17 protein-coding genes and 1 tRNA gene are annotated in these 21,531 nt (G+C 73.6%); 7 read left to right on the forward strand and 11 right to left on the reverse strand.

Going from position 1 to position 21,531, the window contains the following annotated elements; translation table 11 throughout:
* The first annotated feature begins 332 nt into the window (after nt 1–332).
* Nucleotides 333–405 (forward strand) — tRNA-Arg (locus tag Q0994_RS00810).
* Between the two features lie 323 nt (nt 406–728).
* On the opposite strand, the gene Q0994_RS00815 is transcribed toward Q0994_RS00810, so the two are convergent.
* On the reverse strand, nt 729–1,181 hold the full coding sequence (locus Q0994_RS00815; RefSeq protein ID WP_299527548.1) for a nuclear transport factor 2 family protein: 453 nt from the start codon (nt 1,179–1,181) through the stop codon (nt 729–731).
* Nucleotides 1,182–1,446: 265 nt separating this feature from the next.
* Between Q0994_RS00815 and Q0994_RS00820 the strand changes: the two genes are divergently transcribed.
* Nucleotides 1,447–2,313 (forward strand): peptidoglycan-binding protein, encoded by an 867-nt coding sequence (locus Q0994_RS00820; RefSeq protein ID WP_299527550.1) that lies wholly within the window; start codon nt 1,447–1,449, stop codon nt 2,311–2,313.
* An 89-nt stretch (nt 2,314–2,402) separates the two neighbouring features.
* Entirely contained in the window at nt 2,403–4,424 is a 2,022-nt protein-coding gene (locus Q0994_RS00825; protein ID WP_299527552.1) for a S9 family peptidase, read from the forward strand.
* Between the two features lie 144 nt (nt 4,425–4,568).
* Here the strand turns inward: Q0994_RS00825 and Q0994_RS00830 are convergent, their stop codons facing one another.
* The 5 genes from Q0994_RS00830 to Q0994_RS00850 form a co-directional block, all read right to left on the reverse strand.
* A complete protein-coding gene (locus Q0994_RS00830) occupies nt 4,569–6,221 on the reverse strand; it encodes a von Willebrand factor type A domain-containing protein (RefSeq protein WP_299527554.1) in 1,653 nt (550 codons plus the stop codon).
* A 123-nt stretch (nt 6,222–6,344) separates the two neighbouring features.
* Nucleotides 6,345–7,232, reverse strand: a complete 888-nt coding sequence (locus Q0994_RS00835) for an ABC transporter permease (RefSeq protein ID WP_299527556.1) — start codon at nt 7,230–7,232, stop codon at nt 6,345–6,347.
* A complete protein-coding gene (locus tag Q0994_RS00840; RefSeq protein WP_299527558.1) occupies nt 7,229–10,042 on the reverse strand; it encodes an alpha/beta fold hydrolase in 2,814 nt (937 codons plus the stop codon). Before Q0994_RS00840 ends, Q0994_RS00835 begins: the two co-directional genes overlap by 4 nt.
* Before the next feature lie 89 nt (nt 10,043–10,131).
* On the reverse strand, nt 10,132–10,779 hold the full coding sequence (locus Q0994_RS00845; protein ID WP_299527561.1) for a DUF4291 domain-containing protein: 648 nt from the start codon (nt 10,777–10,779) through the stop codon (nt 10,132–10,134).
* Between the two features lie 83 nt (nt 10,780–10,862).
* A complete protein-coding gene (locus Q0994_RS00850) occupies nt 10,863–11,255 on the reverse strand; it encodes a hypothetical protein (protein ID WP_299527562.1) in 393 nt (130 codons plus the stop codon).
* Between the two features lie 638 nt (nt 11,256–11,893).
* On the opposite strand from Q0994_RS00850, the gene Q0994_RS00855 reads away from it, so the two are divergent.
* Nucleotides 11,894–12,409, forward strand: coding sequence for a lamin tail domain-containing protein (locus Q0994_RS00855; RefSeq protein ID WP_299527564.1), 516 nt, complete (start codon nt 11,894–11,896; stop codon nt 12,407–12,409).
* Between the two features lie 150 nt (nt 12,410–12,559).
* On the opposite strand, the gene Q0994_RS00860 is transcribed toward Q0994_RS00855, so the two are convergent.
* From Q0994_RS00860 to iolC, 4 genes are read right to left on the reverse strand one after another with little or no spacing between them, the layout of a single operon-like run.
* Complete coding sequence (locus Q0994_RS00860) at nt 12,560–14,062, reverse strand: CoA-acylating methylmalonate-semialdehyde dehydrogenase (RefSeq protein ID WP_299527566.1); 1,503 nt, start codon at nt 14,060–14,062, stop codon at nt 12,560–12,562.
* 18 nt (nt 14,063–14,080) lie between these two features.
* The gene (iolD, locus tag Q0994_RS00865; protein ID WP_299527568.1) at nt 14,081–16,054 is read right to left on the reverse strand and encodes a 3D-(3,5/4)-trihydroxycyclohexane-1,2-dione acylhydrolase (decyclizing); all 1,974 of its coding nucleotides are present in this window, start codon (nt 16,052–16,054) and stop codon (nt 14,081–14,083) included.
* Nucleotides 16,051–17,010, reverse strand: coding sequence for a 5-deoxy-glucuronate isomerase (iolB, locus tag Q0994_RS00870; protein WP_299527570.1), 960 nt, complete (start codon nt 17,008–17,010; stop codon nt 16,051–16,053). Before iolB ends, iolD begins: the two co-directional genes overlap by 4 nt.
* On the reverse strand, nt 17,007–18,176 hold the full coding sequence (iolC, locus tag Q0994_RS00875; RefSeq protein WP_299527572.1) for a 5-dehydro-2-deoxygluconokinase: 1,170 nt from the start codon (nt 18,174–18,176) through the stop codon (nt 17,007–17,009). Before iolC ends, iolB begins: the two co-directional genes overlap by 4 nt.
* A 216-nt stretch (nt 18,177–18,392) precedes the next feature.
* Here iolC and Q0994_RS00880 point away from each other — a divergent pair, with 216 nt between their 5' ends.
* Both Q0994_RS00880 and Q0994_RS00885 read left to right on the forward strand, forming a co-directional pair.
* Entirely contained in the window at nt 18,393–19,322 is a 930-nt protein-coding gene (locus Q0994_RS00880; RefSeq protein ID WP_299527574.1) for a sugar phosphate isomerase/epimerase, read from the forward strand.
* 333 nt (nt 19,323–19,655) lie between these two features.
* Nucleotides 19,656–19,847, forward strand: a complete 192-nt coding sequence (locus tag Q0994_RS00885) for an AlpA family transcriptional regulator (protein ID WP_299527576.1) — start codon at nt 19,656–19,658, stop codon at nt 19,845–19,847.
* A 7-nt stretch (nt 19,848–19,854) separates the two neighbouring features.
* On the opposite strand, the gene Q0994_RS00890 is transcribed toward Q0994_RS00885, so the two are convergent.
* Nucleotides 19,855–20,904 (reverse strand): zinc-dependent alcohol dehydrogenase family protein, encoded by a 1,050-nt coding sequence (locus tag Q0994_RS00890; RefSeq protein WP_299527578.1) that lies wholly within the window; start codon nt 20,902–20,904, stop codon nt 19,855–19,857.
* Between the two features lie 278 nt (nt 20,905–21,182).
* Here Q0994_RS00890 and Q0994_RS00895 point away from each other — a divergent pair, with 278 nt between their 5' ends.
* Nucleotides 21,183–21,479, forward strand: a complete 297-nt coding sequence (locus Q0994_RS00895; protein ID WP_299527580.1) for a heavy-metal-associated domain-containing protein — start codon at nt 21,183–21,185, stop codon at nt 21,477–21,479.
* The last annotated feature ends 52 nt before the right edge of the window (nt 21,480–21,531 follow it).

Consider the following 21,531-nt stretch of genomic DNA (forward strand, 5'->3'; position numbering starts at 1 on the left):
CACATGCGAAGAATGCCCAATTTTTGAGGCTTTTTGAAGCGTATAGACGCCTTTGCGTGGCGGTTCCATCCTCCGGACCGGCACTTGGGCCCCCAGGAAGACGTACAGAACGGGGCACGGGCATAACGAGTGCACAACACCCGGTCCCGGAGGCACGAAAAGCGGTGCGCGATTCGCACCTACCTGCGATTATCGGTTCGCTTCACCGAACCTCCACATCGTGCCACGCAGGTGAAGCAACCGGGTCGAGGTGATCGGAGCCCTATCCTTGTCCCGGCATGGCCAGGACGACCCTGCGCACCCGGACCCCGGGCCGCCAAGGCCACCACCCGGCCCCCGTAGCTCAGTGGATAGAGCAGGCGCCTTCTAAGCGCTTGGCCGCAGGTTCGAGTCCTGCCGGGGGCACTGCCGAGAGCCCTCCCCATCGGGAGGGCTTTTCGCTGGTCAGGGCGGGTTTTGGTGGGGACGGCGAAGCCCCGGACCATCCCCTGGTGATCAAGGAAAGTCCGGGGCTCACGGGCGGCCCAGCCGAATACCAGTTCATGTCTCGCCGACGGCCGGTCGGCGGGCGGAAGCTCCGGAAGGGCCCCCGCCGTGCGTAGGCAGCACCCTTCCACAGTGGTTCGCCGAGCGCGCCGGATCGTCGAGCCGGCCCAGCACCCCCCGTCTCACCCTTGAAACGCAGCTCACCGGGCTGGGGCAAGCGGCACGGGACTCAGTTCCGCTGCTTACGCGAGCACCGGCGGATGCCCCGTCGTCCAGATCGCACGGACCGTCATGTGGCTGATGCGCCAGCCCTCGGGTCTGCGCTGCAACTCGGCTTCGTAACGTCCGCCCACGGTGAAGAGCGGGGATGCGTCCTTGCCGAACTGTTGCAGGGTCTCGTCATGGTGGACGTGAGTCATCAAGGCGTTCCACGACGCTTGCGCCGTCTCGGAGGAGGCAGCGACGTCCACGATCACGTCAGAGGCGATGTGCTGCGTCCGGGCATACCTCTCGACGCTCTCCTGTGCGGCGTCCATGGCCCCGATCCCCTCGGCCGTACCGAGGGGGGTCACGATCCGCACATCGTCGGTGACGTAACCCAGAGCCCAGTCGCCCCGGAAATCCCGCTCGTCCAGGGCGCGGAAGAAGCGGCTGACAAGCGTGCCGATGTCGAACTGTTCCGTCTGCGACGTCATGGTTCGACCTTGGTTCATCAAGCGGACTTGAGGTCAAGGCTGCAGTCATCCATGCCGGGCCCGCACCCCGCGCTCCCCGTCCTCCGCAATCCCCCACGGCCCGCGCCGTTCGCTCGATACGGTGGTGCCCGCCGCGTTTCCCGGGGCCGGCGGTTCGGGAGAGCGGGCCGTGGGGCAAGACGTCCGGTGACGCCTCACACGCTGCCGCACCACAGCACCGCAGAACCACAGCACGGCAGCACCGCACCATCGAGGGAGCAGCACGATGGCAACGCCTCTGTCCGCCGATTCCTTGCTCAGAGCCCTGCGCGCCGAAGGTCTCACCGTCGTCGAGCACTTGAACTGGCGTACCCACAACCGCAACAGCAAGGGCGCGTGGGGTCCGGTGAACGGTGTGATGATCCATCACACCGTCACCTCCGGCACCGCGAGTTCCGTGGACCTCTGCTACGACGGGCACTCCACGCTGCCCGGCCCGCTCTGCCACGGCGTGATAGCCAAGGACGGCACGGTCTACCTCGTCGGCCACGGGCGGGCCAACCACGCCGGGCTCGGGGACGACGACGTGCTGCGGGCGGTGATCGACGAGGCTGCGACGCTGCCCGCCGACAACGAGGCCAACACCGACGGTAATGCCCGCTTCTACGGCTTCGAGTGCATCAACCTCGGTGACGGCAAGGACCCCTGGCCCGCCGCGCAACTCCTCGCGATCGAACGGGCCGCCGCCGCGCTCTGCCGCGCGCACGGCTGGTCGCAGCGCTCGGTGATCGGCCACCTGGAGTGGCAGCCCGGCAAGGTGGACCCGCGCGGATTCACCATGTCCTCGATGCGTACCCGGATCGCGGCACGGCTCGGCCGCACCCCCGAGGGGCCGACGACGCCGGCCTACGAACCGTTCCCGGGAACCGCGTTCTTCGTCGCGGGCCGCAGCAGCCCCATCGTCACAGCGATGGGCAAGCGGCTGGTCGCAGAGGGGTGCGGGCGGTACGCGGTGGGGCCGGGGCCCAACTGGTCGGACGCGGACCGCGCCTCGTACGCCGCCTGGCAGCGGAAGCTCGGGTACACCGGCAGCGCGGCCGACGGTATCCCCGGCAAGGAGAGCTGGACGAAACTCAAGGTGCCCAACGTGTAGTGCAGCCGTGCGGGACGGGTCGCGGCCGGTCGGGCGTCTTCGTCCTGCGCCCTGGCCATGCGGGTCGTACGCGGGCGACAATCGCCCGCATGATCGAGTCCTCCGCCAGCCCGTCCCTCTTCCGTGATCTCTCCGCATTCGTCGCCCGCCCCCGCGTCAACGCCCTCGCCCTGTCCGTCGACGGCACCCGGCTCGTCGCCGCCGTGCAGTCACTGTCCGGGGACGGGACGCGGTTCGTGTCCGGTCTGTGGGAGATCGACCCGGCCGGGGAGCGCGACGCGCTGCGGCTGAGCCGGTCCGACGAGGGTGAGTCGGGGCCGGTGTTCGGTCCGGACGGGACGCTGTACTTCCTGTCCGGACGCGCCGCCGCGGACGGTGACGCACACGGCGACGCGGACGGTGCCGCCGCGCTGTGGGCGCTGCCGCCGCGCGGGGAGGCCTCCGTCGTGGCGCGGCACCCCGGCGGGATCACCTCGGTGACCGTCGCCCGGGACTCCGGCGCGCTGTGCCACACCGCCGGGCTGCTGCCGGGCGCCGCCGACGCGAAGGAGCACGGCGAGCTGCGCGCGGCGCGACGGGACGCGAAGGTCACCGCGATCCTGTACGAGTCCGGGCCGACCCGCGCCTGGGACCACGACCTCGGCCCGGCGGAGCCGCACACCTTCGTCCGCGCCCGCGCCGGTGCGGAACCGGTCGTCGCCGGGGGGCAGGGGACCGGCCTGGAGGCCCCGGGGGACACGGCGCTGTCGCCGGACGGCACACGGGTCGCCTACACCCGGTTCGTGCCCGGACGGGTACCGGACGAGCACCGCACCGCCGTGGTGGTGGCCGACGCGGTGAGCGGCGAGGAGATCCTTGTCGTCGGCGGTCCTGAGCACCTCTATGAGGCACCGCGGTTCACCCACGACGGCTCGGCCGTCGTGTGCTGCCGGGAGCGGTTCCCGACGTACGACGAACCCTATGACGCGACCCTCGTCCGGATCGATCTGGCCGACGGCACGGTACGGGACCTCCTGCCCGGCTTCGACAACTGGCCCGGTGGCGCGGCCTGTTCGCCGCTGGACGACACGCTCTTCTTCACCTGCGACGAGCAGGGGCACGCCCCCGTCTTCCGGCGCGACCCGGACGGCGGCGTCACGCGTCTCACCGCTTCGGGCGCGTACGGTTCGCTGACCGTGGCCCCCGACGGGCGGACGCTCTACGCCCTGCGCCACGCGGTCGACTCTCCGCCGACGGCCGTACGGATCGACGCCTGCGTCGCCGATCAGGCTCCGGCCGGGCTGCCCGCGCCGGGGGGCGTCGGGGACCTGCCCGGCACGCTCACCGAGGTGCGTGCGGAGGGGGACGACGGTTTCGTGTTGCGCGGCTGGCTCGTCCTGCCCGAGGGCGCGTCCGCCGAGCGGCCCGCGCCGCTGCTCGTCGCCGTCCACGGCGGACCGCAGTCCAGTTGGAACGGCTGGACCTGGCGGTGGAACCCGTGGCCGTTCGCCGCGCGCGGCTACGCGGTGCTGCTGCCGGACCCCGCCCTGTCGACCGGCTACGGGCAGATCAACCACCGTCGCGGCTGGGGGCAGTGGGGCGGGCGTCCCTACACGGACGTGATCGCGCTGACCGACGCGACCGAGGCCCGGGACGACGTCGACGCCTCCCGTACGGCGCTCGCCGGCGGCTCGTACGGCGGGTACATGGCGAACCGGGTCGCCACCAGCACGGACCGGTTCAAGGCGATCGTCAGCCACGCGGGTCCGTGGGACCTGCGGATGTTCCAGGGGGACACCGACGCGCCCTGGTTCTGGCAGCGGATCTTCGGCGACCCGCTGACCCGCCCCGAGCGGTACGAGGCGTACTCGCCGCACCTGGACGTGGCGAAGATCCGCACCCCGATGCTGGTCATCCACGGCGCGAAGGACTACCGCGTGCCGGTCGGGCAGGGCGCCGCGCTCTTCCACGAACTGCAGCGGCACCACGTCCCCGCGAAGTACCTCTACTTCCCGGACGAGAACCACTGGATCCTGCGGCCGCACCACAGCCGTCTGTGGTACGAGACGTTCCTCAACTTCCTCGACCACCACGTCCTCGGCGCCGACTGGCAGCGACCCGGCCTGCTGTGACCGCGCTGCTGTGACCGCGCTGCCGTGACCGCGCCCGTGCGGGTACGCGGGCGCGGTCACAGGACGGCCGCGCGCGGGGCCGTCCGCGGAAGCTCACGCACCCGCGCCGGTGGGACCCGCCCGCGCGGCGGCCTCCCCGTCCCGTCAGTCCACCTCGCCCTCGGCGCCGGCGTCAGCCGCCGGCGCCGGGGCGCCGCCCCGCAGGGCGTCGGCCTGTTCGACGGCGGTCGCCAGCTTCGCGACCGCCGTGTCCTCGGTGCTTCCCGCCAGCTCCCGTGCGTGCCGGGCGAGTACGTCCAGGGCCGGGGCGCCGGCCAGGTCGTCGCCGCGCAGCCGGAGGGCGAAGTAGGCCGCGACCGCGCTGACCCGCAGGCGCTCGTCGGCGTCGCTCCAGAGAGCCCCGGTCAGGTCCGAGGCATCCACCGTGCCGGACCGCTCGTGGGCCGTGCGCGTCTCCGGGTCGAGCCAGCGCACGGTGGCCGTGGCGACACGGCCCCGCGCGCCCTCCCGCATCCGGACGGCGTACAGGGCGGTCACCGTGTGTCCGGGGCCGACCTCGCCGCCGTCCACCGCGTCGTTGCGGAAGTCCTCGTCGGCGACCTTGCGGTTCTCGTAGCCGAGCAGCCGGAACTGCGCCACGTTCTTCCGGTCGAAGACGACCTGCGCCTTGGCGTCGCGGGCGCGCAGCGCGACATGGGCGGGGAGCTGGTCGACGAATACCTTGCGCGCCTGCGTCTCGTCGCCGATGTACGTGGTGTTCCCGTCGCCCTTGTTGGTGAGCTTCTCCATGAACGCGTCGCCGTAGTCGCTGCCGACACCCACCCCGAAGAGGGTGATGCCGAAGTCGCGGCGGGCTCCTTCGATCCGCTCCAGGATGGCGTCGACGTCGGTCTCGCCGGAGTTGGCGAGCGCGTCGGAGAGGAGTACGACCCGGTTGGTCGCGCCCTCGCGGTGCCCCGCGGCGGCCTCGTCGTAGCCGCGCTCGACGCCCGCCGCGACGTTGGTGGAGTCGGTGGTCTCCATGCTCTCGACGGCGTCGCGCAGCTTCGTCCGGTTGCCGCGCAGCCGGGTCATCGGGACGAGCGTCTCGGCCTCGTCGCTGAAGGTGACGAGGGCGACCGAGTCGTCGTCACGGAGTTCGTCGGTGAGGTGCGCGAGGGACGACTTGACCAGGTCGAGCCGGCCCGTCTCCGCCATGGAGCCGGAGATGTCGACGACGAACGTCAGTGCGGCGGGCGGGCGTTCGCCCTGCGGGGCGGCCGCCTTGGTGGCGAGTCCGACCCGGAGCAGCGACCAGCCCTCCCCCGCGGCGCCGGACCTCGCGCCGTCGACGGAGACGGAGAACCCGTTGCCCTGCGGCCGCCGGTACCCCTGCTGGAAGCTGTTGACGAACTCCTCCGGCCGCACGGTGTCCGGGTCCGGCAGCCGGCCCTTCTCCAGGGTGCTGCGGGCGTAGCCGTAGGAGGCGGTGTCCACGTCCAGGGCGAACGTCGACCGGTAGTCGGGGGCGGCCTGCCGGCCCTCCTCACCTTCGTCACCGTCCGCCGGGGAACCGCCCTCCGCCGGGGAGCCGCCGTCCGCCCGGGGCCCGCCGTTCGCCGTGGCGCCGGGCCCCGGTGCGGGGCGGCCCCCGCCGCCGGACACCGCCTGTGCCTCGCTGGTGTCGCTGGTGCTGCCGCTGCCGCCGCCGCACCCGGTCAGCAGCAGCGCGCCGAAGACGGCCGCGGCCACCGCGCCCGACGCTGCGCGCGGGAGTCGCGTGCGTGTGCGACCGGTGCCGTTCTCCAGATGTCCCATGGTGGGCCCCCCTCGTCCAGGTGTCTGTGACTGTGACGCGAGGGGGGCCCGGACGGACCGGTCGAACGTGTTGCGGATTCGTCTCGAAGCGCTAACGGCGGCGCACGGCCCCGCCCCTGCGGTTCACGACACGATGTCCTTGCGGCTGAACCCCCGGAAGGCCAGGGCGAACAGGATCAGGGCGTACGTGACGGAGATCGAGGCGCCCTTGAGCATGCCGCCCCATTCGAGCTGCGGCTGGATGGCGTCGGCCCAGGCGAACTGCCAGTGCGCGGGCAGGAACTCGCGCCAGGACCCGAGGGCGGTCACCGCGTCCAGGACGTTGCCGACGATGGTCAGGCCCACCGCGCCGCCGACCGCTCCGAGCGGGGCGTCGGTCCTGGTGGAGAGCCAGAACGCCAGTCCCGCGGTGACCAGTTGGGAGACGAAGATGAAGGCGACCACCAGCGCGAGGCGCGGCAGCGTGTCCCCGGTGGCGAGTTCGCCGCCGGTGGGGAGCTGGAGCGGACCCCAGCCGTAGGCGACGGCGCCGGCTCCGAGGGCCACCACCGGCAGCAGCACCATGGCGGCGAGGCTGAAGCCGAGGGCGACGACCAGCTTGCTCCAGAGCAGCCGGGTGCGGGGCACCGGGGCGGCCAGCAGATAGCGGAGCGAGGACCAGCTCGCCTCGGAGGCCACGGTGTCGCCGCAGAACAGCGCGACGGGCACGACCAGCAGGAAGCCGGCCGAGACGAAGAGGCTGGTGGCGGCGAAGTTGGCGGCGGACGCGGTGGCGGTGTCCATCAGGGTAATGCGTTCGCCCGCGCCGGGCCGGGAGTCGGGGCCGCCGCCGACAGCGAACGCGACGATCAGGATGAACGGCAGCGCGGCGAGGATGCCGCCCATCAGCAGCGTGCGGCGGCGGCGGAGCTGGCGCATCGCCTCCACCCGCAGCGGCAGGGTGCGGCCCGCCCGGTAGCCGGGTGCGGCCGCCGTCTCCGGGGCGGCGAGCGGGGTGAGGACGTCACTCATGCGGAGCCTCCGGAGATCAGGGTGAGGAACGCGTCCTCCAGGCGGCGGTGCGGCCCGACCCCGGTCAGGGGGACGTCGAGCCGGACGAGTTCGGCGATCAGCCCGGAGGCGGTGGCGCCGTCGAGGCGGACCAGCAGGCCCCGGCCGTCCTCGGTGCGGGCCGCGGACGCGATGCCGGGCAGGCCCGCGACCTTCTCCGCCAGGGACGCGGTGACGTCCTCGGCGGTGGTGACCAGCACCATGTCGCCGGAGCCGGTGATCTCGGCGACCGGACCCGCCTGCACCAGGCGGCCCCGGTCCATGACGACGAGGTGGGTGCAGGACTGCTCGACCTCGGAGAGCAGGTGGCTGGAGACGATCACGGTGCGGCCGCCGGCCGCGTAACGGATCATGACGTCCCGCATCTCGCGGATCTGGGGCGGGTCCAGGCCGTTGGTGGGTTCGTCCAGGATCAGCAGGTCCGGCATGCCGAGCATCGCCTGCGCGATGGCGAGCCGCTGCCGCATGCCCTGCGAGTAGGTCCGCACCGCGCGGGCCAGAGCGTCGCCGAGACCGGCGATCTCCAGCGCCTCTTCGACGCGGGCGTCCTCGGCGGGGCGTCCGGTGGCCTGCCAGTACAGGTCCAGGTTGGCGCGGCCCGACAGGTGCGGCAGGAAGCCCGCCCCCTCGACGAACGCGCCGACGCGGGAGAGCACCGGGGCACCGGGCCTGACGGCCTGCCCGAAGACGCGGATCTCGCCCTCGTCGGGGGCGATGAGTCCCATGAGCATGCGCAGGGTGGTGGTCTTGCCGGCCCCGTTGGGCCCGAGCAGACCGAGGACCTGCCCGGCCTCGACGCGGAACGACAGGTCCTTCACCGCGTACCGGTCGGCGGACTTGGCGTACCGCTTGGACAGCCCGGTGATCTGCAGCGGTACGCCGGCGAGCGCCGGGTCGGGCGCGGGGGTCGCGGTGCGGCGGCGGGCGGTGAGCAGCAGTACGGCGGCGACCGCGAGGGCGATGAGCGGCAGTCCCCAGGTCCACCAGGGGAACCCGGCGGCAGCGGTCGTGACGGCGGCGGCGGTCGGCACCGCCAGCGGACCGGCGGGGGTGACCGTGTAGGTGGCGGGTTCGGCGGGCGAGGCGTAGCCGAGGTCCGTCGCGGACAGCACCAGGCGCAGCCGGTGCCCGGCGTCCACCTCGTGGTCGACGGCGGGCAGCGTCAGTTCGACGGGCTCGCCCTGCTGCGCGGGGGTGATGCGGTGCGCTGTGACGAGTTGCGAGGGCAGCACGGTGCGGCTGCCGTCGGCGGCGACGTCGTAGACCTTGCCGAAGAGGACGGCGTCGCCGTGGTCGGCGGTGACGGTCACCCGCACCGTCGGTGTGCCGGTGATCCGCAGCGCGGTCTTCAGCGGGGCGGTCTCGTAGGCGGCGTGCTGTCCGGCGAAGTCCATGGAGAGGCTGACGCCGAGGGAGGAGAGCTGGGAGAGGCCGCCGCCGACGCCGGGGACGGCGGAGATGGCGGGCGGCGCCGCGCCCGCGGGGTTCCGGAACGTCTCGGTGGCGGCCCCGGCCGCGGCCTTCGCACCCGCGTCCGGGCCGCCCGCGCCCGGCGCGTCACCGGTGCCGGGTGTGTCACCGGTTCCGGGCGCGTCGCCGGTGCCGGGGGCCTCCCCGGTGTCCGTGCCGGTACCACCTCCCGGCTCCGTGCCGGTGCCGCCGTCGCGCTTCACGGTGAGCGGGAACTCCCGGACGCCGCCCCGCAGACCGGGGTAGCGGTCGCCGCTCGCCCCGCGCTTCAGCGCCGCGCCGTCGGTGGAGTCGACGCCTCCGGTGCGGGTGACACGGAAGGCGGGTCCGGTGCCGGCGCTCTCGTCGTCCTGGAGGTAGCGGTCGAACCAGTCGCCGATCCGGTCCTGAACGCGGTCGCTCTCCGCGTCGCCGCCGTCGTGGCCGCCGGCGATCCAGTCGACCGCGACGGGCGCGCCGTTGGCCTCGATGGTCCGGGCCATGGCGTCGGCCTGGTCGAGCGGGAAGAGCGAGTCCGACTGACCCTGGACGATCAGGGTGGGGACGTCGATGCGGTCGCCGACCGCGACGGGCGAGCGCTCGGTGAGCATCTTGCGCGCGTCCTCGTCCGGGACGCCGCTCGCGGCGACCCGTTCGTACATCGCGCAGATCCGTTTCTCGAACTTCTCGCAGCCGCCGCCGCTGGTGACGAAGATGCCCGCCCAGAGCTTCTTGAAGACGCCGTCCGGGAAGAGGGCGTCCGCGAGGTCCCAGTAGGTGATGAGCGGGGCGACGGCGTCGACCCGGTCGTCGTGCCCGGCGGCGAGCAGCGAGACTGCGCCGCCGTAGGAGGCTCCGGTGATCCCGACCCGCGGGTCGCCCGGTGCGTCCAGACGCACCTCGGGCCGCTTCGCCAGCCAGTCGAGGAGACCGGAGACGTCCGCGACCTCCCCGTCGGGCGCGTTGAGTCCGATCGGCCCTTCGGTGGCGCCGAAGCCGCGCGCCGACCAGGTCAGCACCGCGTATCCGTCGGCCGCGAGCCGTTCGGCCTGGGCCCGGACGTCGTCCTTGCTGCCGCCGAAACCGTGCCCGATGAGGACGGCGGGACGCCGCCGGTCGCCGCCGGTGGTGAAGTACGAGGTGTCGACGGACACGCCGTCCGTCCGGATCGCCCGGTCCTCGCGGTGCACGCGCGGCGCCCGGTCGTCGGCGGCGGCGCTCCAGGCGCCGGCCCCGGCGAGCACGACGAGGGCGGCGATCCCCGCCGCCCAACGGCCGCGTGCGCGGGGCCAACGGCGCCGTCGTGAAAGAGGAGTCTCCATGTCACGACCCTAATCGGAGCCCGTCGTGGCCGAAGGGGCCGTAGGTCGGACCCGCCCGGCCTCCCGCAGGGGTACGCCGCGGGGCCGTCCTACTGCGGACGCGGTACGTCCGCCGACGCACCGTCGGACCGCGGCGAGGCCGTCCGGGAGGGGCGGGGCACCGGACGCTGCCCGTTCTCCGGGTAGGGCTTCTCCGCGGGCAGCAGGGCCGCCGCCTCGTCGGTCCGGCCGGCCAGCACGTGGCCGTGGATCTCGCGGGCCAGCGGGGTGACGTCCCGGACGGAGACCGTCCATTCGTCGGCGTAGCGGCGCGGCAGGTCGCCGCCCAGCCCGAGCTGGAGCGAGCGGTGCGGCAACGGCCGCAGGTGCAGGTCGCGTTCGGGGTCCCACTGGACGCGGGCGCCGGCCCGGCGCAGGCGGCGGCGCCAGGCGGCCTCGTCGGGGTGGACGTCCCTGGCGTAATGGGAGAGTTCGGCGTCGGCCAGCGCGCTCTCGAACCCCTCGCGGGTGATCTCGATCGCCAGCACCGTCTCCTGGTCCGTCTTGGTGCCCCATCCGCAGCGATACATCATCCACAGGAAGCTGGGCTTGATCCAGGTCATCCGCTTCCGCTTCCAGTCGCCGGGGAAGCGGCCGTCGCGCGCGGCGGGCAGGCCCAGTCGCGGCGGGTAGGCCTGGTAGACGGTGACGGTGGAGTCGGTGTACCCGGCCCGGATCTCGTACTGCGGCACGTTCATGGCGTCCAGGATGCGCGACGCCGCGCCACCTCCGCACCGGATTTCGGGACCGGTACGGCGGTGCGCGCGACGGGGCGTGCCCGCTACAGCTCGGTGGCTCCGTCGTCGCCTTCGCCGCGGCCGTTGCCCGCGCCGCCCTCGGCCTGCAGGGCCAGGTCGCGGAGCACGTCCGTGGAGGTCACGTCCGTCTGCCCGGAGTCGTGCACGCGGGCCAGCATGGTGAAGGCGAGCGTGAACGCCCCGACGAGCTGCTCCACCGCCCCGCCCACCTCGCGGCCGACGACGGTCGCCATCTCCTCGACGGTGGCGTCCCCGGGGATGGCGATGCGCGGCATGGTCTCGTTCAGCAGGGCGGTGACGACGCTGGACTCCAACTCGACGTCGTCACGCTCCACATCCTCTTCGAGGAGGCGCTGGATCTCGCCGGCCTCCGTGAGGATGCCGATCACTCGCTTCAGGACTTCGCTCTGCTCCATCCCGCGAGCATAGGCGTCCTGGCGTGCCGCTTTCCCGTCTTCCGCGGACCGTGCGGGAACCCGTCGCGGACGGGCCGCCGGGGCGTGGGACGCATTCGTCGCGCCGGCCGGCCGGGGGCGGACGGGGCGCGCACCCGGCCCGATCCTCGCCGCAGCGCGGACCCCGGCACGCGTCCATCGCCCGACCCGCACCGCTCCTGCACCCCGCCTTCACGAAGACACGTTCCTCCGGTCGGTCGGACCGCCGCCCCCTCGCCTGCCGATCGAACAGAAGGGCCAAGCGGCACGGAACATGGGCACGCCCGTTCAAGCCAGCTGAAAGGCATCGTTACCGGCCACGCCAGAGATCACGGGGAGCGCACAGGGGAGTGCGGAAGAGGGCGCGCGGCGCACGCGAACGGATCAACCCGGACACCCCAAGGGTGGGTGCATTCACCAATGTTTGACAGGTTCTCAGCAGTTATGGACGGATGCCTGCTACATCCGTAGGTGACGGAAATGTCCGAGCCGTGTAACAGCGATCAGGGGCGACTTCCGGCCATCGTCGGCGGCGGCCAGAGTGTGTGCTCCCGGCAGCGAACGCCGGGAACGAACAACGCCCGGACACTGTGGTCCGGGCCCGTCCCGAGGGGTTCCTCTTGTCCCGTACCGCACGACGGTTCACCGCCACCGTTCTCGCCTCCGGCGCCCTGCTGGCCGCCGCCGCCCTGCCGGCCCAGGCCGACCACCGCGACCGCGACCACGGTCAGCCGTCCCACCGTTCCGCCGTCGTCCTCGGCAAGATCCAGTACGACAGCCCCGGCCGCGACAACCGCTCCAACCGCAGCCTCAACGACGAGTGGGTGACGGTCACCAACACCTCGCGCCGCACGGTGAACCTGCGCGGCTGGACGCTCACCGACGAGAGCCGCCGCACCTACCGCTTCGACCTCCGCCTGGCGGGGCGCTCGTCCGTCCGCGTGCACACCGGTGTCGGCCGGGACAGCCGCACCGACGTCTTCCAGGACCGCCGGGACTACGTCTGGGACGACCGGGACACCGCGACCCTGCGGGACGCCCGCGGCAAGAAGATCGACAGCAAGGCGTGGGGCCGCGGTCACCGCGACGGTCACCACGACGGCGGGCACCACAGCGGCGGCGGCCCCCGCCGCTGATCCCACGGCGCCCCGAGGCTCCGCCCTCCCCCGGCGGCGGAGCCTGACCGGCGGCCGGCACGAACGGCGCTCCGCGGCGGGTCCGGCCGCGGGGCGCCGTCGCGGTGTGCGCGCCCCGGACGGGGGTCCGGTCCGGGGCGCGCCGCGTCCTCAGTGGTTGCGCGGGAAGCCGAGGTCGACGCCGGCGGGCGCGTCGGCCGGGTCGGGCCAGCGGGTGGTGACGACCTTGCCCCGGGTGTAGAAGTGCACGCCGTCGTTTCCGTAGACGTGGTGGTCGCCGAAGAGCGAGTCTTTCCAGCCACCGAAGGAGTGGTAGCCCACCGGCACCGGGATGGGTACGTTGACGCCGACCATGCCGGCCTGGATCTCCAGCTGGAAGCGGCGGGCCGCGCCGCCGTCACGGGTGAAGATCGCGGTGCCGTTGCCGAACGGGGAGGCGTTCATCAGCGCCACCCCCTCCTCGTAGGTGTCCACCCGCAGCACGCACAGCACGGGCCCGAAGATCTCGTCCCGGTAGGCGTCGGAGTCGGTGGACACGTGGTCGAGCAGGGACAGGCCGATCCAGTGGCCGTCCTCGAACCCCTCCACGGTGTGGCCGGTGCCGTCGAGGACGACCTCGGCGCCCTGGGCGGCGGCCCCGGTGACGTAGGAGGCCACCTTGTCCCGGTGGGCGGCGGTGATCAGCGGACCCATCTCGGAGGCCGGGTCGTTGCCGGGCCCGATGACGATCTTCTCGGCGCGCTCCTTGATGCGGGCGACCAGGTCGTCCCCGATCGCGCCGACGGCCACCACGGCGGAGATGGCCATGCACCGCTCCCCCGCCGAACCGTACGCGGCCGAGACCGCCGCGTCGGCCGCCGCGTCCAGGTCGGCGTCGGGCAGCACCAGCATGTGGTTCTTGGCGCCGCCGAGCGCCTGGACGCGCTTGCCGTGGGCGGAGGCGGTGGCGTGGATGTGACGGGCGATCGGGGTGGAGCCGACGAACGAGACCGCGTCGACGTCCGGGTGGGTGAGCAGCGCCTCCACCGCGACCTTGTCGCCGTGCACCACGTTGAGGACGCCGTCCGGCAGGCCGGCCTCGGCGGCCAGTTCGGCCAGCAGCTGGGCCGCCGACGGGTCCTTCTCGCTGGGCTTGAGCACGAAGGTGTTGCCGCACGCGACGGCCAGCGGGAACATCCACATCGGCACCATGGCCGGGAAGTTGAAGGGTGTGATCCCCACGACGACGCCCACCGGCTGGCGGATCGAGGCCACGTCGACCCCGCTCGACACCTGGGTGGACAGTTCGCCCTTGAGCTGCGTGGTGATGCCGCAGGCCAGGTCGACGATCTCCAGGCCGCGCGCGACCTCGCCGAGGGCGTCGGAGTGCACCTTGCCGTGCTCGGCGGTGATCAGCGCGGCGATGTCGTCCCGGCGCGCGTCGAGCAGGGCCCGGTAGCGGAACAGGACCGAGGTGCGGGTGGAGAGCGAGGAGGTGCCCCAGGTCGCGTACGCGGCCCTGGCGGCGGCCACCGCGCTGTCCACCTCCTCGGCGGACGCGAGCGCGACGCGGGTGGTGACCGCGCCGGTGGCCGGGTCGGTGACCGGGCCGTACGCGCCGGACGTCCCCTCGACGGTCTTGCCGGCGATCCAGTGGTGGACGGTCTTGGTCATGGCCTGCTCCTTCACGCTTCAGAGTCGGTGGCGCCTGGCCGCCCGCTGCCGTTCGTACTCCGCACGGGCTTCGGTCGCCGCCGGGCGGGTGGCGGTCTCGGCCACCGGAACATCCCACCATGCCCGCACCGGGGGCGGCCCCGACACTGTGTCGGGCGTTTCGGGGTCCGGGTGGACACAAGGCGTGCCCTCTCCCCCGGCCGCCGGGTCCGGGGCGGCCGGGGCGGTCTCGACGTACACGCAGACCGGCTCGCTCGCGGCGCGGGCGTCGGCGAGCGCGGTCCGCAGTTCGCCGGCCGTGGCCGCGCGCAGCACCCGCATGCCGAGGGAGGCGGCGTTGGCCGCGAGGTCGACGGGCAGCGGGTCGCCGGTGAACACCCCGTCCGCGTCCCGGTAGCGGTAGGCGGTGCCGAACCCCTCCGCGCCGACCGCCGCGGACAGTCCGCCGATCGACGCGTAACCGTGGTTCTGCACCACGACCAGCTTCACCGGCAGCCGTTCCTGCACGGCGGTGACGATCTCGGTCGGGTTCATCAGGTAGGTGCCGTCGCCGACGAGCGCCCATACCGGACGCCCGGGGGCCGCGAGCTGGACGCCGATCGCGGCGGGGATCTCGTATCCCATGCAGGAGTAGCCGTACTCGACGTGGTACTGGTCGGGCGAGCGGGTCCGCCACCACCGGTGCAGGTCGCCGGGGAGCGAGCCGGCCGCGTTGACGAGGACGTCGTCCCCGGTCACCAGGGCGTCGAGCAGGCCGAGCACCTGGAGCTGGGTGGGCCGGACGTCCGGGTCCGGGACGGCGAACACCCGGTCGGTGAGCCGTTGTCCGGCCTCCTTCCACCGGGCGTACCCCTCGGCGTACGCGTCGGGCACCCGGTGGGGCGGCCCCCCGCCGGGCGGGGCGGCGAGCGCCGCGGTGAGCGCTTCGAGGCCGCTGCGGGCGTCGGCGACCAGGGTGAGCGCCGCCTGCTTGTGGGCGTCGAAGCCGGTGATGTTCAGGTTGAGGAAGCGGGTGTCCGGGTCGGCGAACAGGGTGCCGGAGGCGGTGGTGAAGTCGGTGTGGCGGGTGCCCACACCGATCACCAGATCGGCTTCTCGGGCCAGCGCGTCGGCGGCGTCCGTCCCGGTGTGGCCGACCCCTCCGACGTCGTTCGGATGGTCGTGGCGCAGCGAGCCCTTGCCGGCCTGGGTGGAGGCCACCGGGATGCCGGTGGCCTCCGCGAAGGCGGCCAGCGCCCGCTGCGCCCCGCTGTGCCGGACCCCGCCGCCGGCGATCAGGAGCGGGCGGCGGGCGGCGCGCACCGCCCGTGCGGCCAGGGCCAGTTCGTGCGGGTCGGGGGCGGGGCGGCGGACCGTCCAGATCCGGTCGGCGAAGAACTCCTCCGGCCAGTCGTACGCCTCCGCCTGCACGTCCTGGGGCAGCGCGAGGGTCACCGCGCCGGTCTCGGCCGGGTCGGCGAGGGTCCGCATGGCCTGGAGGGCGGCCGGGACCAGGGCCTCCGGCCGGACGATCCGGTCGAAGTACCGGGAGACCGGGCGCAGGCAGTCGTTGACGGAGACGTCGCCCGCGGTGGGCAGTTGGAGCTGTTGCAGCACCGGGTCGGCCGGGCGGGCCGCGAAGGTGTCGCCCGGAAGGAGGAGGACGGGCAGGTGGTTGACGGTGGCCAGGGCGGCGCCGGTGACCAGGTTGGTCGCGCCCGGTCCGATGGAGGTGGTCACGGCCTGTGCGGAGAGCCGGCCGCTCTGCCGGGCGTACCCGACGGCGGCGTGCACCATGGCCTGCTCGTTGCGGCCCTGGTGGAACGGCATCCGGGGGCCGGTCTCCAGCAGCGCCTGCCCGATGCCCGCGACGTTGCCGTGGCCGAAGACGCCCCAGGTCGCGGCGATCAACCGTCGCCGCTCGCCGTCGCGTTCGGTGTACTGGGCGGCCAGGAAGGCGACGAGTGCCTGCGCGGTGGTCAGCCGCCTGGTCCGGGACGGGCGGGCGTTCACGGGCGTTCCTCCGGTACGGGCGTCCCGGCCGGACCGCCTGCCTCGCGGGGGCGGACCGGGAGCCGGGGGTCGACGGGCTGTCCGGGCCAGGTGTCGCGGATCCAGGTGTGGTCGGGGTGGTCGCGGATCAGCCAGGCGCGTTCGCCGGGGCCCGCCATCACGTTGAGGTAGTAGAGGGTGCGGCCGGGCGGCGCGACGGACGGGCCGTGCCAGCCGTCGGGGACCAGGACCGTGTCACCGGTGCCGACCTCGGCCAGCAGGTCCGTCCCGCCGGGCCGTGAGGGCGACACCCGGTGGTGGCCGAGGCCGTTCCCCTCCACCTCGAAGTAGTAGATCTCCTCCAGCACCGACTCCGCGCCGGGGACGCTCTCGTCGTGCTTGTGCGGGGGATAGGAGGACCAGTTGCCGCCGGGGGTGAGGACTTCGACCGCGATCAGCCGGTCGCAGGGGAAGACGCCCGCCGCGGCGAAGTTGTGCACCTCCCGCGAGCAGACGCCGGAACCGCGCAGCTCCACGGGTACCTCCGGCGCGGGACCGTAGCGAGCGGGGAGTCGTCGCTCGCACTTCGCTCCTGCCAGGGCGAACCGGCCTCCCGCGCCGGAGGAGATCTGTGCGTGGGCGGCACGCGGCAGATAGGCGAAATCGGTGACACCGTCGAACACGCTTGCGCGGCCGTCCAGTTCAAAGATCTCACCCGCCACACGCACCGTACAGCCGCCGGTCAACGGAAGGACGATCCACTCGCACTCCCCGGTGTCCAGCGTGTGAACACCGCCCGGCTCCAGGTCGAGCACCCGGAGCGCGGACCGCTCCCAGCCGGCCCGCTCCGGATCGACCGCGACCGAGTACGGCCCCTCGGCGGCGGCGCCGTACGGCAGGTGGCAGCGGTGCACGGCGCGCCGCACGGGACCGGAGGGGGCGGGGGGCGGTGCGGCGGGGGCGTGATCGTCTCTCATGCGCTCCCCCTACCCGCCCGGCCGCGGCCCGCGCCCGGCGGCGACGGTTCCAGGGGCGTCGGATCCGCGGGTGTCGGGGCGGCGGGTGTCGGGTCCGGGGACGTCGGGTCCGGGCTGTCGGCTTCCCGGTACGCCGCTTCCGGGGGCACGGCATCCGGGGGCGCGGGCGTCACCTCGCCCGCCGCGAGGGCCCGGTCGATCTCGTGCGGGAACGGCATGGCGGAGGAGCAGGCGAGGCGGGAGGCGACGATCGCGCCGGCCGCGTTGGCGTACCGCATGATCCGGCCGACGTCCCAGTCGGCCAGCAGGCCGTGGCAGAGCGCCCCGCCGAAGGCGTCGCCCGCCCCGAGCCCGTTGACGACCCGCACGGGCAGCGGGGGCACCTGGGCCGTACGGCCGTCCCGGTGCATCGCGAGCACCCCGTCGGGCCCCTGCTTCACCACCGCCAGCTCGACGCCCGCCGCCAGCAGGGCGCGGGCGGCGGCGTGCGGCTCGCGCTCCCCGGTGGCGACGGCGCACTCGGCCAGATTGCCCACCGCGACCGTGGCGTGCGCCAGCGCCTCGCGGTACCGGGCGGGGGCGTCGGAACCGTCCGGTCCGTCCCCCTTCTCCCAGAACATCGGGCGCCAGTCGAGGTCGAAGACGGTCACCGGTCGCGGACCGCCCCCGTCTTCCGCTCCGGCACCGCGGGCGCGGAGCGCGGTGAGGGTGGCGGTGCGGCTCGGTTCGTCGCAGAGGCCGGTGCCGGTGAACCAGAAGATGCGGGCGGCCCGGATCGCGTCGAGGTCGAGCTCCTCGGGCCGGATCTCCAGGTCGGGCGCCTTGGGGAAGCGGTAGAAGTACAGCGGGAAGTCGTCGGGTGGGAACATCTCGCAGAAGGTGACCGGCGTGGGCCACGGCTCGACCTCGGTCGCCCACTGGTCCCCGACACCGAACCTGCGCAGTTCGCTGCGCAGGTAGTCGCCGAAGGCGTCCCGGCCGGTCCGGGTGATCACGGCGGTGCGCCGGCCCAGACGGGCGCCGGCGACGGCGACGTTGGCCGGCGACCCGCCGAGGAACTTGCCGAACGTCTCGGCCTCCGCGAGCGGCACCCCGGTCCGCAGTGGATAGAGGTCCACCCCGATGCGTCCCATGGTGATCACGTCGTACGGCTCGGGCTCCGGCATCCGCTTCCCTCCGGTCGGTCTGCTGCTGGTCGGTCCGTCCCGTGTCTCTCCGGTCCCTTCCAGCCTGGCCCAGAACAGCGTGGATCACCCCTCGCCGGACCGTGTGCCTCTCCCCGCGTCCACCGTCCGCAGGGATCGCGGGCGCCTCCGGGCGCACCGCACACGTGCCGGGACGGGACCTTGACACCTCGGGAAACGGACCGGAGGGTGGCCGATATGACCCGTTCCGAGACTTCTCCGGCTCGCATCCGCATCGGCTCGGCGCCCGACTCCTGGGGGGTGTGGTTCCCCGACGATCCCCGCCAAGTGCCCTGGGAGCGCTTCCTGGACGAGGTGGCGGAGGCGGGCTACGAGTGGATCGAACTCGGCCCGTACGGTTATCTGCCGACCGATCCGGTCCGGCTGTCCGAGGAGACCGGGCGCCGGGGGCTGAAGGTGTCGGCCGGCACCGTCTTCACCGGGCTGCACCACGGGCCGGAGGTCTGGGAGCGGACCTGGTCCCACGTCTCCGCCATCGCGGCCCTCACCCGGGACATGGGCGCCGAACACCTCGTGGTGATCCCCTCCTTCTGGCGCGACGACAAGACGGGCGAGGTCCTGGAGGACCGCACCCTCACCACCGCGCAGTGGCGCCACCTCACCACCCAGACCGAGCGGCTCGCCCACGAGGTGCGCGAGCGTTACGGGTTGCGGATCGCCGTGCACCCCCACGCGGACACCCACGTGGACGGGGAGGAGAACGTCGCCCGGTTCCTCGACGCGACCGATCCCGACCTGGTCCGGCTCTGTCTGGACACCGGGCACTACGCCTACTGCGGCGGGGACAGCGTGAAGCTGATCGAGACCTACGGGGAGCGGATCGGCTACCTCCACCTCAAGCAGGTGGACCCCGAGGTGCTCGCCGGGGTCATCGCCGAGGAGGTCCCGTTCGGTCCCGCCGTGGCGCGCGGGGTGATGTGCGAACCGCCCGGCGGGGTACCGGACCTGGAGCCGGTGCTGGCGGCGGCCCGCGCACTGGACACCGACCTGTTCGCCATCGTCGAGCAGGACATGTACCCCTGTGATCCGGACGCCCCGCTGCCCGTCGCCCGGCGCACCCGCCAGTACCTGCGCTCCTGCGGCCCGGCGCGAACGGCAGCCGGCTGAACCGTGCGCCGCAGGCGGTCCCCGTCCGGCGGTGCGTACGAGCTCCAGCAGCACTACGGCCGCGCCCGTCCGTGGAGGAGTTCGTGCCGTCACGGCCAAAACCGCACCGGCCGCCCCTTCTCCCCCTTGCGTCACGGAGGTCACCTCTTCGTCACCTTTGTCTCCGTTATGCAGGTCTTTCGTCACAGCCTCACCACAGCCACTCCCCGCACACCGGTCCCGCTCGTTCCACGGATCACGAGCTGAGTGATCGTCAGCACCCGCGGACGCGACCCCCGACGGCGGCCCCCACCGCCTGCGCGGCGCGGGGAGACGCGCAGAGAGGTGACACCGATGACGGACAAGACGCTGTGGTCGTACCAGGACATCGCGGCGCACATCCGGGTCCAGCGGGACACGGTCCGCTCCTACCGCAAGAACGGCCTCCTCCCTCCGCCCGACCACAGGGAGGACGGGAAGCCTTACTGGTACGCGGAGACGGTACGGGCCTGGGTCGCGGCCCGGCCCGGCAACCGGGGGCGCTGACCGGCCCTCACTCCCGCTGCGGTTCGACGATCGTCACCCCGGCCCCCGGCCGCGCTCCCATTCCGGCGAGCGCGGCCGGGGCGGCGGAGAGCGGCAGGGTCTCGGTCACCAGCAGGTCCGGGCGCAGGAGGCCGGTGCGGACCATGTCCATCATCGGCGGGTAGGCGTGGGCAGCCATGCCGTGGCTACCGAGGATCTCCAGTTCCAGCGCGACGACGCGCGCCATCGGCACGGCCGGGTCGCCGGACACCTCGGGGAGCAAGCCGATCTGCACGTGCCTGCCGCGACGGCGCAGGCCGCGCACCGAAGCGGCACAGGTCGCCGGGGAGCCCAGCGCGTCCAGCGAGAGGTGCGCGCCGCCGCCGGTCAGCTCGCGCACCGCGCCGTCCGCTCCGGCCGGGTGCTGCGAGGCGTCCACGCAGGCGGCGGCGCCGAACGTCCGCGCCAGTTCCAGCGCCCGTGGCGACACGTCCACGGCCACCACCCGCGCACCGCAGGCCACCGCGATCATGACGGCGGACAGCCCCACCCCGCCGCAGCCGTGGACGGCGACCCACTCCCCCGGCGCGACCCTGCCCTGTCCGACGACGGCCCGGAAGGCGGTGGCGAACCGGCAGCCCAGGCCGGCCGCCGTGGCGAAGGACGTCTCCTGCGGTACCTCCACCAGGTTGACGTCCGCGTTCTCCAGGGCGACGTACTGCGCGAAGGAGCCCCAGTGGGTGAAACCGGGCTGGGTCTGACGCTCGCAGACCTGCTGCTGACCCGCCGCGCACGCGTCGCACCGGCCGCAGGCGCAGACGAAGGGCACGGTCACCCGGTCTCCGGGGCGCCGGCGCCCCACCCCCGCCCCCACCGACTCGACCACTCCGGCCAGTTCGTGGCCGGGCACGTGCGGGAGGGAGATGCCGGGGTCGTGGCCCATCCAGCCGTGCCAGTCGCTGCGGCAGAGTCCGGTGGCCTCGACCCTCACCACCGCCCCGCCGGGGGCGGCCACCGGATCGGGCACCTCCCGCACCTCGGGATCCCGGCCGAACCCCTCGAACACCACGGCACGCATCCGCTTCCCCTTCCGTCCGCACCGGTCCGGGAGACCCCGCGCCGGGGACCGGCCGGCCCGGCCCGGCGATCCCGCCCCAGTCTCGCCGTCGCCCCGGTCCCGCCGGCGACCGGGTGCGGGGCCGGGATGCGGAGGGACAGGTTCCGGCCACCGGACGGAACTCGCCTCCATACCCCCTAGGGGTATAGTGTGGAGAAAGGCGAGGGCCAGGAGGCCGCCGGGCGACCGGTGCGGGCCGCGCCGCACACTCACGTACGCCTGTCGAAGAGGAGAACGTCATGACCGCCGAGACCGAGACCCCCCGCGCCGCCGGTTCCTGCTGCTCGACGGACGACGCCGTCGCGGCGGAGGCCCGGACCGGCGCCGTCACCACGGTGTACGAGGTCAAGGGCATGAGCTGCGGCCACTGCGAGGGCGCGGTCTCCGAGGAGATCTCCGGCATCGAGGGTGTCACCTCGGTGCAGGCCACGGCCTCCACCGGCCGCGTGACGGTCGTCTCGGAGGCAGAACCTGCGGACGAGGCGGTGCGCGCGGCCGTGGACGAGGCGGGCTTCGAGCTCGTCGGCCGGGCCTGAGCGGGTCCGGCGCCGGCCCACCCCCTGTCCCCCCTCGGGCCGCGTCCCGCCG

This window comes from uncultured Streptomyces sp. (genome assembly GCF_947488945.1).
Lineage (GTDB): Bacteria > Actinomycetota > Actinomycetes > Streptomycetales > Streptomycetaceae > Streptomyces.